This window comes from Kocuria cellulosilytica (genome assembly GCF_040981245.1).
Classification (GTDB): Bacteria; Actinomycetota; Actinomycetes; order Actinomycetales; family Micrococcaceae; genus Kocuria; species Kocuria cellulosilytica.
In genome coordinates, this window is the sequence record NZ_JAVFWZ010000002.1 from 157,868 (window position 1) to 170,444 (window position 12,577).

11 protein-coding genes are annotated in these 12,577 nt (G+C 76.0%); 4 read left to right on the forward strand and 7 right to left on the reverse strand.

Annotation, left to right across the window (positions count from 1 at the left end):
- Nucleotides 1-228: 228 nt before the first annotated feature.
- Nucleotides 229-2,799, reverse strand: a complete 2,571-nt coding sequence (gene hrpB / locus RCG67_RS03295) for an ATP-dependent helicase HrpB (protein WP_368824822.1) — start codon at nt 2,797-2,799, stop codon at nt 229-231.
- Between the two features lie 100 nt (nt 2,800-2,899).
- Nucleotides 2,900-3,709 carry an alpha/beta fold hydrolase gene (locus RCG67_RS03300; protein ID WP_058872439.1) on the reverse strand — a complete coding sequence of 270 codons (810 nt, stop codon included), beginning with the start codon at nt 3,707-3,709 and terminating at the stop codon, nt 2,900-2,902.
- Between the two features lie 99 nt (nt 3,710-3,808).
- On the opposite strand from RCG67_RS03300, the gene RCG67_RS03305 reads away from it, so the two are divergent.
- The 3 genes from RCG67_RS03305 (at nt 3,809) to RCG67_RS03315 (ending at nt 7,033) form a co-directional block, all read left to right on the forward strand.
- Nucleotides 3,809-4,783: a 1,4-dihydroxy-2-naphthoyl-CoA synthase gene (locus RCG67_RS03305; RefSeq protein WP_058872438.1), complete on the forward strand. Its 975-nt coding sequence runs from the start codon at nt 3,809-3,811 to the stop codon at nt 4,781-4,783.
- Between the two features lie 70 nt (nt 4,784-4,853).
- Complete coding sequence (locus RCG67_RS03310; protein WP_368824823.1) at nt 4,854-6,017, forward strand: AMP-binding protein; 1,164 nt, start codon at nt 4,854-4,856, stop codon at nt 6,015-6,017.
- Nucleotides 6,018-6,154: 137 nt separating this feature from the next.
- Entirely contained in the window at nt 6,155-7,033 is an 879-nt protein-coding gene (locus tag RCG67_RS03315; RefSeq protein WP_058872436.1) for a 1,4-dihydroxy-2-naphthoate polyprenyltransferase, read from the forward strand.
- A 28-nt stretch (nt 7,034-7,061) separates the two neighbouring features.
- Here RCG67_RS03315 and RCG67_RS03320 read toward each other — a convergent pair whose 3' ends face one another.
- Nucleotides 7,062-7,349: a DUF4229 domain-containing protein gene (locus RCG67_RS03320; RefSeq protein WP_368824824.1), complete on the reverse strand. Its 288-nt coding sequence runs from the start codon at nt 7,347-7,349 to the stop codon at nt 7,062-7,064.
- A gap of 91 nt (nt 7,350-7,440) precedes the next feature.
- Here RCG67_RS03320 and RCG67_RS03325 point away from each other — a divergent pair, with 91 nt between their 5' ends.
- Nucleotides 7,441-7,914, forward strand: coding sequence for a PLD nuclease N-terminal domain-containing protein (locus tag RCG67_RS03325; RefSeq protein WP_058872434.1), 474 nt, complete (start codon nt 7,441-7,443; stop codon nt 7,912-7,914).
- Between the two features lie 235 nt (nt 7,915-8,149).
- Here the strand turns inward: RCG67_RS03325 and ccsB are convergent, their stop codons facing one another.
- Genes ccsB through RCG67_RS03345 form a run of 4 tightly spaced genes read right to left on the reverse strand, consistent with a single transcriptional unit; the run spans nt 8,150 to nt 12,552 of the window.
- On the reverse strand, nt 8,150-9,232 hold the full coding sequence (gene ccsB / locus RCG67_RS03330; protein WP_368824825.1) for a c-type cytochrome biogenesis protein CcsB: 1,083 nt from the start codon (nt 9,230-9,232) through the stop codon (nt 8,150-8,152).
- 13 nt (nt 9,233-9,245) lie between these two features.
- A complete protein-coding gene (resB, locus tag RCG67_RS03335; RefSeq protein WP_368824826.1) occupies nt 9,246-11,129 on the reverse strand; it encodes a cytochrome c biogenesis protein ResB in 1,884 nt (627 codons plus the stop codon).
- 44 nt (nt 11,130-11,173) lie between these two features.
- Nucleotides 11,174-11,935 carry a cytochrome c biogenesis CcdA family protein gene (locus RCG67_RS03340; RefSeq protein WP_058872432.1) on the reverse strand — a complete coding sequence of 254 codons (762 nt, stop codon included), beginning with the start codon at nt 11,933-11,935 and terminating at the stop codon, nt 11,174-11,176.
- A complete protein-coding gene (locus RCG67_RS03345; RefSeq protein ID WP_058872431.1) occupies nt 11,932-12,552 on the reverse strand; it encodes a TlpA family protein disulfide reductase in 621 nt (206 codons plus the stop codon). The genes RCG67_RS03340 and RCG67_RS03345 overlap by 4 nt, the downstream gene beginning before the upstream one ends.
- Nucleotides 12,553-12,577 lie beyond the last annotated feature (25 nt).

Consider the following 12,577-nt stretch of genomic DNA (forward strand, 5'->3'; position numbering starts at 1 on the left):
CCGAGCGGGGAGGGCTGGTGCTGCCCGGCGGAACCGTGACCGGTGCCGGGCCCGCGGGAACGATCGCGTCGCGGGGGTCCGGCCGGTGCGTGCCCCGGACCGGGGATCGCGAGGTGGGCGAGCCGGTCCGTGCGCGCTGGATCAACGCGCTCGGCAGGTGCGGTGACCCCACCGTAACGCAGATCACACGCGGACGCCACCCGCCGTGCGCGGGCCCGGGACCCGGGCTCAGGAGCGGCGCGCCGTGCGGGCGGTCGCGGGGGCGGCCCACGGGTCCTCGGGCCACGGGTGCTTCGGGTAGCGGCCGCGCATCTCGGCGCGCACCTGGGCGTAGGGACCGGACCAGAACGAGGCGAGGTCGTCGGTCACGGCCAGGGGCCGGCCCGCCGGGGAGAGCAGGTGGAACAGGACGGGGACCCGGCCGTCGGCGACCGTCGGGGACGCCGCCCACCCGAAGCACTCCTGCAGCTTGACGCTGACCACGGGCCGGCCCTCGGGGTCGTCGGCGGCCGGGTAGTCGATCCGGACCCGGCTGCCGCTGGCCACGGCCAGCCGCTCGGGCGCGAGCTCGTCGAGGCGGGCGGCCTCCGGCCACGGGAGCAGCCGGCGCAGGGGCGCGGCGAGGTCCGCCCGTCCGCCCCCGGCGAGGCCGTCGAGCTCGGGGGCGAGCCACTCGTCGAGCCGGTCGAGCAGGGCGGCGTCGGCCACGTCGGGCCACGGCTCCCCGAGCCGGTGGTGGAGCAGCGCGAGCCGGCGCCGGAGCCGGTCGGCGCCGTCCGACCAGCCGAGCAGGCCGAGGCCCTGCTCGGCCAGGGCCGCGCGCACCGCCGCCCGCGCCGCCGCCGGGGCAGGCCGCACGGGGGTCGAGGACAGCTCGATCGCCCCGAGCGCACGGACCCGGCGGGCGCTCGCCCGCCCGCCCTCGAACCGGGTGCGCACCTCGTCGGTGAGCAGGTGCTCGGCGCAGCGCTCGGCGAGGGGACGGTCGAGGGGGGCCGCGGACCGCACCACCGCCCCGGTCCCGGCGGCGGCCTGTCCGGCCGCCCGGGTGACGTCGGCGACGGCCAGCCACTCCTGGCCCGCCAGGGCGCTGCCCGGCGCCAGCCCGGCCCGGGTCCCGGAGGCGAGCAGGTACGTGTCCCCCACCTTCCGGGCGACCCGCTCCGGCAGCGCCAGCGCCACCACGGCGCCGGTCACGAGCTCGGCCGGGACCTCTCCGGTCCCCGCCGGCGCCGCGGAGGGCGCCGCGTCCCTCGCCGTGCGCTCCAGCCGGCGGGCCTCCTTCGCCCAGCGGCGGGCGTCCGGGGCCCGTCCGGAGCGCAGCTCGGCCAGCAGCCGGGAGAGGTCCCCGCCGGGCGGGCGGTGGTCGTCCGAGACCATCGCGACGACCTCGGCCGCCGGCCGGGCGCCCACGGCGCGGGCGCCGTCGAGCAGGCCGCGGGCCAGGCGCGGGTCCACGGGCACGGCCGCGAGCAGTCGGCCGGTCGAGGTGGCCCGGCCGTCGTCGTCGAGGGCGCCGAGCCCCCGCAGCACCGCGAGGGCATCGGCCAGGGCCGGTGCGGGCAGCGGGTCCGGCAGGGACAGGCCCCGTCCGCCGGGGGCGCCCCAGCAGGCCAGCAGCAGGGCGGCGCCCGTGAGGTCGGCGGCCGCGAGCTCGGGCGTCAGGTGGCGGGGCATCGCGGCCCAGGCGCGCTCGTCGTAGCAGCGCACGACCTCCCCGGGCCCGAGCCGGGCGGCGCGGCCCGCCCGCTGCTCCGCGGAGGCCCGGGAGGCCGCGACCGTGACCAGTCCCGTCATTCCGCGGCCGGCGTCGCGCCGCGGCTCCCGGGACAGCCCGGAGTCGACCACCAGGCGCACGCCCGGGACCGTCAGGGAGGACTCGGCGAGGGACGTGGAGACGACCACGCGGGGCGGGTCGCCCGGTCCGCGCCCCGACGTCGCCCGGTCCTGCTCGGCGGCGCCCACCCGGCCGTGCAGCTCGAGCACCTCGGTCCCCCGGCAGGTCTCCCGCAGCCGCCGGGCCACCTGGGCGACCTCCCACGCCCCGGGGACGAACACGAGCGCGTCCGTGGCGGCGTCCCGGGCCAGCGCCTGCGCGTGGGCGCCGGCCGCCGTCCGGGCGACGTGGTCGAGGAACGGGCGGGTCGCCCCGCGCTCGTCGGTGCGCCGGCCGGGGGCCGGGGCCCACCGGACCGTGAGCGGGTGCAGGGCGGCCGGGCAGTCGACCACGGGGGCCGGGCCGTCCTCGCCCAGCAGGCCGGCGAAGCGCGCGGCGTCGAGGGTCGCGGACATCGCGACGAGCACGAGGTCCTCGCGCAGCTGCCGGACCTCGGCCAGCAGGCCGACGAGCAGGTCGGACTCGAGACCGCGCTCGTGCACCTCGTCCAGGACCACGGCGTCCGTGCCGGGCAGCCCCGGATCCTGCAGCAGCCGGCGCAGGAGCACGCCGGGGGTGACGAACTCGACGAGCGTGCCGGGGCCGGCGCGCCGGTCGCCGCGCACCGTGTGGCCGACGAGCCCGCCCACCCGGGTGCCCGCCAGGTGCGCCAGCCGGCGCGCCGCCGAGCGCGCGGCGACCCGGCGGGGCTGGGTGACGACCACCCGGCCGGGCGCGGCCCCGGTGGCGCGCTCGTGCAGCAGGTCGGCGACCAGCGGGGGCACCAGGGTGGTCTTGCCGGTGCCGGGCGGGGCCTGCACCACGGCGGCACCGTGCCCGAGCGCCGCGCGCAGCTCGCCGAGCACCCCGGCGACCGGCAGGCCGGCGCCGATCCGGGCGAGGTCGAAGGGTGCGGTGCTCACGGTCCCCAGTCTGACACCGCCGCAGGGGGCCGGTCGCGCCGGTCCGGCCGTCGCGGGCGGCCACCGTCCGCAGCGGCCGTGCCCGGCGCGGGCCGGACGGTCAGTCCCCGGTGTGCGCCAGGAACCCGCGCAGCACCTCGGCGAACTTCTCCGGTGCCTGCGAGTGCACCCAGTGGCCTGCCTCGCGGATCGTCACCCGGTGCGCCCGGGGGAACAGGCCGCGCATGACCGGTGCGTGCTCGTCCCGGACGTAGTCCGAGCGCCCGCCGGCGATCCACAGCACGGGCCCCTCGTAGACGGCGTCCCCGGTGTCCGGGAAGCCGCCGATGGCGTCCAGGCTGGTCCGCAGCAGCTCGAGGTTGGGCTCCCAGGAGAAGCCGTCCTCGCCGCTGCGCAGGTTCTGCAGCAGGAAGCTGCGGGTGGTGTCCCACGGGATGGGCTCCTTGAGGGCCTCGTCCGCGTCCGAGCGGCGCTCGAGGGCGCTCAGGTCCACGGCCGCGAGACTGTCCAGCAGGTGCGCGAACTCGCCCTCGCCGCCCCCGGTCCGCGTGGGCGAGATGTCCACCACGACGAGCCGGGAGACGAGCTCCGGGTGCCGCAGCGCCAGCACCATGGCCACCTTGCCGCCGAGGGAGTGCCCGACGACGGCGACCGGGCCCGCCGCGGCGAAGTCGTCCCGCAGGGTCTCGGCCACGGAGTCGGCCATCTGCGCGTAGTCCACCCGGTCCGTCCACTCCGACCGGCCGTGGTTGGGCAGGTCCACCAGCAGGCTCCGGAAGTCCGGCCGGAGGTCCTTGGCGATCCGGGTGAAGTTCTTGCCCCGGCCGAACAGGCCGTGCAGGAAGACGACGGGCTCGCCGTCGTCCCCGACGGGGGTGGTGTGCAGAGTGCTCGTCCGGGTCTCAGCCATCCTCCGAGCTTAGCCAGGTCCCGGCGCCCGCGTCCCGCGCGGCGGCGGCGCTCGCTCCCGCGCCCGCCCCCGGGCGGGCGCCGCACGTAGACTCGGGGCGTGACTGACTCCACCCCCACCACCGGCAGCGACCTCCCCGAGCAGGTCTCGGAGCTCTTCGACCCCGCGCAGTGGCGGACGGTCGAGGGCTTCCGGGACCTGCAGGACCTCACCTACCACCGCGGCGTGGAGCGGGCCCCGGACGGCACGGTCGTCCGGGACCTCCCGTGGGTGCGGATCGCCTTCGACCGCCCCGAGGTGCGCAACGCCTTCCGCCCGGGCACGGTCGACGAGCTCTACCGCGCGCTCGACCACGCGCGGATGTCCTCCGACGTGGGCGCCGTGGTCCTCACCGGCAACGGGCCCTCCCCCCGGGACGGCGGCTGGGCCTTCTGCTCGGGCGGGGACCAGCGCATCCGCGGCCGGGACGGCTACCGCTACGCCGGGGGCGAGACCGCGGAGAGCATCGACCCGGCCCGCGCCGGGCGGCTGCACATCCTCGAGGTGCAGCGCCTGATCCGCACCATGCCCAAGGTGGTCATCGCCGCGGTCCCCGGCTGGGCCGCGGGCGGCGGGCACTCCCTGCACGTGGTCTGCGACCTCACGATCGCCTCCCGGGAGCACGGGCGGTTCAAGCAGACGGACGCGACCGTCGGCTCCTTCGACGCCGGCTACGGCTCCGCGCTGCTCGCCCGTCAGGTGGGGCAGAAGGCGGCCCGCGAGATCTTCTTCCTGGCCCGGGAGTACGACGCGCAGCGGATGCACGAGCTGGGCGCGGTCAACGAGGTCGTCCCGCACGCGGAGCTGGAGAACGCGGCGATCGACGCCGCCCGGGACGTGGCCGCCCAGTCCCCGCAGGCCATCCGGATGCTGAAGTTCGCGTTCAACCTGCCCGACGACGGGATGGTCGGCCAGCAGGTCTTCGCGGGCGAGGCGACCCGCCTGGCCTACATGACCGACGAGGCCGTCGAGGGCCGGGACGCGTTCCTGGGCAAGCGCGACCCGGACTGGTCCGGCTTCCCCTACTACTTCTAGGGCGCCCGCCGCCGGGCCACGGCCCGTCCCCGGGTCACGGTCCGGCCGGCGGCACGAGGAGGAGGCCGCGATGGCCGAGCTGACCGTCCCCGGCGACGCCGTGGTGCTCGACGGGCCCGTGCCCGGGGACCCCCTGCGGCTGCTGTCCCCGCTGACCCGGGCGCTGGCGCGCGAGGGCCCCGCCGTCGTCGTGCGCACCTCCGGGTCCACCGGCCGGGCCAAGCGCACGGTCCTCACCCGTGACGCGCTCGCGGCGTCCTCGATGGCCACCGCGGTGCGCACCGGCGGGGTGGGCCAGTGGCTGCTCGCCCTGCCCGTCCACTACGTGGCGGGCGTGCAGGTGCTCGTGCGCTCCCTCTACGCCGGGACGGACCCCGTGGTCCTCGACCCGGCGGCCCGCTTCACCCCCGAGGCCTTCGCCGCGGCGGCCGAGGAGCTGGACGACCCGGTGCGCTTCACCTCGCTCGTGCCCACCCAGCTGCAGCGGATCCTGGACCCGGCGTCCGGGGTGCGCAACGGGGACGCGGTCTCGGCGCTGAAGAGCTTCTCCGCGGTCCTGCTCGGCGGCTCGGCCGCTCCCCCGCGCCTGCTCGCGGCCGCCCGGGACGCCGACGTCCGGGTGGTCGCCACCTACGGGATGTCCGAGACGTGCGGGGGCTGCGTCTACGACGGCGTGCCGCTGGACGGCGTCTCCGTGCACGTCGGGACGGCGGGGGACGACGACGCCCCGCGCCCCGGGTCCGCCCGCGGGCCCGGGCCGGGCCGGATCTGGCTCGGCGGGGACGTCGTGGCCGCCGGCTACGCCGGGGACCCCGAGCAGACCGCACGGCACTTCCGGGAGACCGCCGGCACGCGCTGGTACCGCACGGACGACCTCGGCGAGCTCTCCCCCGACGGCGTGCTCACGGTGCACGGGCGGGTCGACGACGTCGTGAACACGGGCGGGGTCAAGGTCGCCGCGGGACTCGTGACCGCCGTGCTGGCCGAGCACCCCGCGGTGCGCCAGGCCATGGTGCTGGGCGTGCCCGACGCCGAGTGGGGGCAGGCGGTGGGGGCGGCGGTCGTCGCCGCTCCCGGCGCCGACCGGCGGCGGCTGCGCGCCGAGCTCGAGGAGGCGGTGCGCGCCCGGCACGGAGCCGCCGCGGTGCCCCGGCGCTGGGCCTGGCCGGAGGAGCTGCCCCTGCTGCCCACCGGCAAGCCGGACCGCGCGGCCGTGGCCGGGCTGCTCGGCTGAGCACCCGCCCCGGCCCGGATCCGGACCGGGGTCCGGAACGGGGGCCGTGGCACAATGGTCCGCGGCCCCGGACCCCCGCCGTGGCCCGCATCCCGCATCCCGCATCCCGTGCGGGTCGTTCTCGACGGAGGTACCCCGTGGCCACGCCAGCACAGTGGATCGAGGGAGCCAGGCTCCGGACGCTGCCGATGGCCCTCGCCCCCGTGGTGGCCGGCTCCGCCGCGGCCCAGGCCCTGTTCTCCTTCGAGCCCGTCCGCGCGCTGCTCGCCCTGCTGGTGGCCCTCTTCCTGCAGATCGGCGTGAACTACGCCAACGACTACTCCGACGGCATCCGCGGCACCGACGACGTCCGCGTGGGCCCCCTGCGCCTGACCGGGTCCGGGGCCGCCGCGCCGGGGCAGGTGAAGGCGGCGGCGCTGCTGTGCTTCGGCCTCGCCGCGCTCGCCGGCGCGGTCCTGGTGGTGCTGAGCCGCCAGTGGTGGTTCATCCCCGTCGGCCTCTCGGCCGTGCTCGCCGCGTGGGGCTACACCGGGGGGCGGAGCCCGTACGGCTACCGCGGGCTCGGGGACCTGTTCGTGTTCGTCTACTTCGGCCTCGTGGCCGTGCTCGGCACCACGCTCACCCAGGCCGGCACCCTCAACCTCGAGGCGTTCGTCGCGGCCCTGTCCACCGGCCTGATCGCCACCGCCCTGCTGATGGCCAACAACATCCGGGACCTGCCCGGGGACCGGGAGGTCGGCAAGCGGACGCTGGCCGTGCGGCTGGGCGACCCGCTGGCACGGGTGGTGTTCACCGCGGAGATCGCCGTGGCGTTCGCCCTGGTGCTGTTCCTGGTGCCCTACAACCCGTGGATGCTCCTCGTGCTGCTGCTCGTGCCGGTGGCCTGGGCGCCCGTGGCCACGGTGCTGCGGGTGCAGGACCGGCGCCGGCTCATTCCCGTGCTCCGGCAGTGCGGGGTGCTCAACGTGGGCTGGGCCGTGCTCTTCCTGCTGGCGGTGCTGCTGCGGCAGTGGTGAGGCCCCGCCGGGGATCCGCGACCGGCGCTCAGACCTCGCGGCCGTCCTCGCGCAGCCGCCGGTCCACGTAGGCGTCCTCGACCTCCTGGTCCTCGAGCGCCACCCGGTTGCGGGGCCGCGGCGCCCGGGCGAACCAGCGGTGGAACTCCTCCCCCGCGGCGGCGTGCAGGCGCGGGAAGAAGAGGTAGGAGACCGCGAACGAGATCGCCACCGCGGCGACCCCGGACAGGACCAGGCCCACGCCCAGCCACATGCTGAGCAGGAAGGCCAGCACGAGCAGCGCGAACCGGAGCAGGGAGTACTTCAGGAAGTTCACGCGCCCAGTCTACCGGGGCCGCACTGAAGAACTCCCGGGAACTCCCGGGGCGCTGAGCTGGCGTCCAGGCAACTCCCCTACGATTGTCGGCATGGGCAGAGCCATCCTCATCATCGGCGCCGCCGCACTGGCGGTGGGCGTCATCGTCTACTCCCTCATCGAGTGCGCCCGGACCGACAGCAGCGACATGCGCGGTCTCCGCAAGGGCGGCTGGATCGCGGTGATCCTCCTCCTCCCGCTCGTCGGCGCCGTCCTGTGGCTGTTCCTCGGGCGCCCCAAGGGCACCGCGGAGTCCGCGCGCCCCGTGCGCGGCAAGGGCCCCGACGACGACCCCCAGTTCCTGCGCAACCTCGAGGAGCGCCGACGGCAGCAGGAGAAGGCCGAGAAGCTCCGGCAGTGGGAGGAGGAGCTGCGGCGCAACGGCGGGCCGGGCGCGGACGGGGACACCGGCCCGGACGACGGTCCCGGCGGGCGCCCCGACGAGGGGCCCTCGGACGGCTCGTCCGCCGGCCGCTCGGACGGGCCCACCGACGGCTCCCCCGGCAACCGGCCCCCGCACGACTGATCCACCCGGCGAGACCACCGGGCGGGACCACCCGGGCAGGACCACCCGGCCGGACCGGGCAGGACCTCCCGTCAGGACCAAGCGGGAGGACCGCCAGACCGGACCACGTGACGGAACCGCCCCGCAGTGGACCCGCCCCGGCCCGACGTCCCTGCCGCGACCGCCCCGACCACGACGAACGGCCCGCACCTCCCGGTGCGGGCCGTTCGTCGTCGCCCGGCGGGGGCGGCCGGGATCAGACCCCCGAGTAGGAGTGCAGGCCGGGGAAGACCGTGTTGACCACGGTGAAGTTGAAGATGACGCAGAGGTAGCCGACGATCGAGAGCCAGGCCGAGCGGTTGCCGGTCCAGCCCCGCGTGGCGCGGGCGTGCATGTAGGCGGCGTAGACCACCCAGATCACGAAGGTCCAGACCTCCTTCGTGTCCCAGCCCCAGTAGCGCCCCCACGCCTGCTCGGCCCAGATCGCGCCGGCGGCGAGGGTGAAGGTCCAGAACGCGAACCCGACCGCGTTGAGCCGGAAGGACAGGTTCTCCAGCGCCTGGGAGGACGGGACCAGGCCGAGGAAGCCCGCGCCGGTCCCCTCGCCGGCCAGGATGACCCGCTCGCGCCGAGCCTGCAGCAGCTGCAGGACGGCCATCGCGAACGTGATGGTGAAGACCCCGGAGGCGGCCACGGCGATGGACACGTGGATCACCAGCCACCAGGACTGCAGCGCGGGCTGCAGCGGTCCCACCGGGGTGGGAAAGCCGATGGTGGCCGCGCAGAGCATGATCACCACGAGCCCGGACACGAGGGAGCCCACGAAGCGCAGGTCCCGGGCCAGCAGGGACAGCAGGTACACGCCCGCGACGACCAGGGCGCCCGTGGTGCAGAACTCGTACATGTTGCCCCACGGCACCCGTCCGGCCGCGAACGCCCGGCTGAGCACGGCGGCGGTGTGCACCGCGAAGCCCAGGACCATGACGGCCACGGCCACGCGGGCGGCGGGCCGGCGCTCACCGGTGTAGCGCATCTCCTCGTCCGCCACGTGCCCGGCCAGGGCCGAGCGCGCTCCCGTGCGGTAGCCGCGCCCGCGGTGGCCCGCGCCGTGGCCGGCCCGGGCGTCGGCGGGCTCCGAGGCCGCCTGCGGGGACGCCGCGGAGGCGGCCGCCGCGGCGCCCACCAGCTCGTGCTCCTCGTCTCCCCCGGCCCCGCGCAGGGTCCGGGAGTGGGACGCCACGTCCCACGCGAAAGCCACGAAGGCCACCAGATAGGTCAGGGCGGCCAGGAGCATGAACAGCTGGCTCCAGGCGCCCAGGGTCTCGTTGACGACGGTCATGCCGCCCATCCTCTCACTCGTGGCCGGACCGGGCGTCGGGCCCGGTCTCCGGCCGGCTGCCGGTCCGCACCCGGCGGTCCGCCGCCGTGGTCGTCGCCGCGGTCGTCCCCGCGGTCGTCGCCGGGGCCGTTGCCGTGCTCGTTGTCGTGCTCGTTGCCGGGGTCGATCCCGTGCTCGTTGTCGTGCTCGTGCTCACCGCCGCGGCGGTCGCCGTGCTCTCCGTGTCCCGCACGCCGGCGTCCTGCCACTGCTCGGTCCACAGCCGGTCCAGCCGCTCGGCCTCGGCGCTCAGCCGGGGGTCCTCGCCGCGGGCCAGCAGCCCGTACTCCAGCACCGTGCAGGCCCGGCCGTCCCCGTCGACGCCCTCGGCCGCACGCACCCAGACGCGGCGGCGGGCGATGAACAGGGACATGAGCAGGCCGGCGAACGCGGCGACGAAGGAGACGAACGCGCCCGTCTTGCCGGGGTCGTAGTGGATGTCCAGGCCCACGTAGCGCTTGACGTCCAGGAACTCCACCGTGCCCTTGCCGTCGGGCAGCTCGTGCACGGGGTTCGCGGCGTCGAGCGTGATCGCGCCGTTCTCGCTGGTCATGGCGTTGAGCTCCGTGAGCGGCTCGACGTCGAGCACGTACACGTTCTGGGGCTCGCCGCTGTCCAGGCCGAGGTCGCCGTGGTAGGCGGAGAGGATCAGCCGGGGGTTGGCGAGGCCCGGGTCCACCGAGCGGGGCATCTCGCCGTCCCCGCCCACGGCGGTGGGCAGCAGCAGACCCACGAACCCGAGCTGGTCGGGGCGGGCGTCCGGGACCTTGAGCACGAGCGAGGACGTGTAGACGCCGTCGGAGGGGACCGTCACCACGGGCCCCTCGAAGGCGACGTCCCCGTTGCCGTCGGTCACCCGGATCACCGGGGCGTAGCCGTTGCCCACGAGATAGCTCTTCACGCCGTCCACGTTCAGCGGCTGGTTGACCTTGAGGACCTCCTGCCGCGGCTCGGCGCCGGGCTCGTCCTGCACCGTGACCTCCGCGGTGAAGTCCAGGGGCGCCCCGTAGTTGCGCGGGTCGGTGGTGTCCCGGTTGAACACGGCCTCGAAGCTGTCGAGCCGCACCGAGAAGGGCTCGAGCCAGTCGGCGTCGTAGTTGGTGCCGGGGGTGAAGGAGTCGTAGCCGATGAGGGTGTTGACGAAGGACTCGCCCTCCACGACCACCCGCTGGCCCTTGTAGCCGAAGAGGGAGCCGACGGCCACGGACACCAGCACGCCCAGCAGGGCCAGGTGGAAGACGATGTTGCCGACCTCCTTCCACATCCCGCGCTCGGCGGCCACCGACGGGGCGGCGGTCCCGGTGTCCCGCACCGCCACCCGGTAGCCCCGCCTCCTGAGCAGCCGGGCGGCGTCGGCGACGACGTCGTCCGGGGCGGGCGGCTCGGCGCCGTCGCGCCCGCCGAGGGCGAGGGAGCGGTGCTCGGGCAGCCGCTCGAGCCGCCGCGGGGTGCGCGGGGGCTCGGCCCGCCACGCCCGCCAGTGCTTGGCCGCGCGCGGGAGGACGCACCCCACGAGGGAGACGAACAGCAGGATGTAGATCGCGGAGAACCACGCCGACGAGAAGACGTCGAACAGCTGCACCCGGTCCAGCCACTCCCCCAGCACCGGGTTGTTGTCGAGATAGTCCTGGACCGCCGCCGGGTCCTGGATCCGCTGCGGGAAGATCGATCCCGGCACCGCGGCGACCGCGAGGAGCAGCAGCAGGAACAGTGCGGTGTTCATCTTGGTCAGCTGCGTCCAGGCCCACCGGGCCATGCCGAGGGGCCCGAGGGCCGGGAGCTCGACGTCCGGGCTCCGCGCCCCGGACGGGTCCGGGGTCGAGGGGCCCGACGACGACGGGGGCGCTGTGGTGCTCATGCCGGCCTTTCTGCGGTCGGGACGGGGCCGGGGCTCGGAGGTGCTCAGATCGGCATCACCCAGTCGGTGACGAGCTCGGCCTGGACCCACGAGACGAACGCGGTCCAGGCGCCCGTGACCATGAGCAGGCCGACCAGCACGAGCAGGCCGCCCCCGGCGCGCTGGATGCCCAGGCGGTGCCGGCGGAAGACGCCCATGGCGCCCATGCCCCGGCGCAGGGCCATGGCCAGGACCAGGAACGGCACGCCCAGGCCCAGGCAGTAGGCGACCGTGAGGACGGCCGCCTTGCCGGTCGAGGCGCCGTCCACGTAGACGAGCGCCTGCACGGCCGCGAAGGTGGGGCCGATGCACGGCGCCCAGCCGAGGCCGAACGTCACGCCGAGCAGGGGGGCGCCCCAGAGCCCGGGCGGGGGGCGGCGCTCGATCTTGCGGTCCCGCTGGAAGAAGGAGAACCCGCCGAGGAACACGACGCCCATGAGCATCACGAGGGCGCCGAGGACCACGGTGATCCAGTTCTGCCCCAGGAACCAGGCGTAGGCGCCCAGCTGGGCCAGGAGCACGGACATCAGCAGGAACACGGCGGAGAAGCCGAGGACGAACAGCGTGATCCCCGCGAGCACGCGGCCGCGCCGCTGCTCCTGCAGGTCCGCGCCGGTCAGGCCGGTGACGTAGCCGAGGTAGCCGGGCACGAGGGGCAGCACGCACGGGGAGGCGAAGGAGACGAGGCCCGCGAGCAGCGCCACGGGCAGCGCGACGAGGAGGGAGCCGTCGAGGACGATCTCGGCGAAGGGATTGCCTGCCGTCATGCCGCCTCGGCCACCGTGTCCTCGAGGAGGGTCTCGAGCACGGAGCGGTCCGCGATGCCGAGGATGCGGGCGGCCACCCGCCCCTGGGCGTCGAGCACGAGGGTGGTGGGCACGGCCTGCGGCGGCACGTAGGCGCTCAGCGCCATGAGCACGCCGCCGTCCTTGTCCTCGAAGGAGGGGTACGGGATCTCGAAGGTGCGCTCGAACGCCCGGGCGGTGGCCTGCTCGTCGCGCAGGTTCACCCCGTAGAAGGCGGCCTGCCCCTCGAACCGCTCGGCGAGCTCGCGGAGGTCGGGGGCCTCGACCCGGCACGGGGCGCACCCGGCGTACCAGAAGTTCAGCAGGGCCGGCTTCCCGCGCAGGTCCGCGGCGGAGAGGGCCGTGCCGTCGAAGAGCGTGCCGGAGAACTGCACCGGCTCCCCCCGCTCGGCGGCGGGGTACTCGGAGACCGTGCCGTCCCCGGCGATGTAGCCCTTCTGGTCCCCCGAGTTCGCCTGCTGGGCCAGGGAGTCCTCCTCCGTGCACCCGGCGAGGGCGAGCCCGAGGACGCCGAGGCCCGCGAGCGAGAGCACGCGGCGGCGGGACGGGCGGGAGGAGGGCGAGGGGCGGGAGGTCACGGGCGGATCACCTGGTGCTCTGGAC

Excerpts from the sequence above, each read along its gene's own strand:
- RCG67_RS03310 (WP_368824823.1), top strand. The coding sequence starts at position 4,854 with ATGGCCGAGCTGACCGTCCCCGGCGACGCCGTGGTGCTCGACGGGCCC.
- resB (WP_368824826.1), bottom strand. The coding sequence starts at position 11,129 with ATGAGCACCACAGCGCCCCCGTCGTCGTCGGGCCCCTCGACCCCGGAC.
- RCG67_RS03300 (WP_058872439.1), bottom strand. The coding sequence starts at position 3,709 with ATGGCTGAGACCCGGACGAGCACTCTGCACACCACCCCCGTCGGGGAC.
- ccsB (WP_368824825.1), bottom strand. The coding sequence starts at position 9,232 with ATGACCGTCGTCAACGAGACCCTGGGCGCCTGGAGCCAGCTGTTCATG.
- RCG67_RS03340 (WP_058872432.1), bottom strand. The coding sequence starts at position 11,935 with ATGACGGCAGGCAATCCCTTCGCCGAGATCGTCCTCGACGGCTCCCTC.
- RCG67_RS03325 (WP_058872434.1), top strand. The coding sequence starts at position 7,441 with ATGGGCAGAGCCATCCTCATCATCGGCGCCGCCGCACTGGCGGTGGGC.